This is a genomic window from Psychrobacter sp. CoH-33_TS_01 (genome assembly GCF_058189395.1).
Genome location: NZ_JBVGQI010000058.1, coordinates 1 through 269, shown reverse-complemented (window position 1 = coordinate 269; position 269 = coordinate 1). Strand labels below are relative to the sequence as shown.

Genomic DNA, 269 nt, shown 5'->3' with positions numbered 1-269 from the left:
ACCATGAATTCTTGGAATTCGAGCGGGTTAGCGGCGTGGGCGCCACCGTTGAGGACGTTGAAGTGTGGGACCGGCATTCGTTAAACACTGTCCGTGACGTGGGCGATCCACGTGTGGAGGGGGAGTTCGGCGTAGTGGGCGAACGCTCGCGTGGCGGCGATCGAGACGGCGACGGTGGCGTTCGCGCCGCGGCGCCCGAGGTAGTACGTGCCATCAATTTCTCGGCTTGGGTCATCGAACTGCCGGATCGATGAACAGTGGCCCTGGGC

The 269-nt window shown here is 63.2% G+C and carries 1 protein-coding gene and 1 pseudogene; both read right to left on the bottom strand.

Annotated elements, in window-relative coordinates:
• Window positions 1-77 (bottom strand): hypothetical protein (locus tag ACZ2XM_RS15545; RefSeq protein ID WP_490619021.1); only part of this gene is annotated, 77 nt, incomplete at its 3' end.
• Window positions 78-80: 3 nt separating this feature from the next.
• Window positions 81-269 (bottom strand): annotated as a pseudogene (locus ACZ2XM_RS15540) (hypothetical protein); the annotation flags it as partial.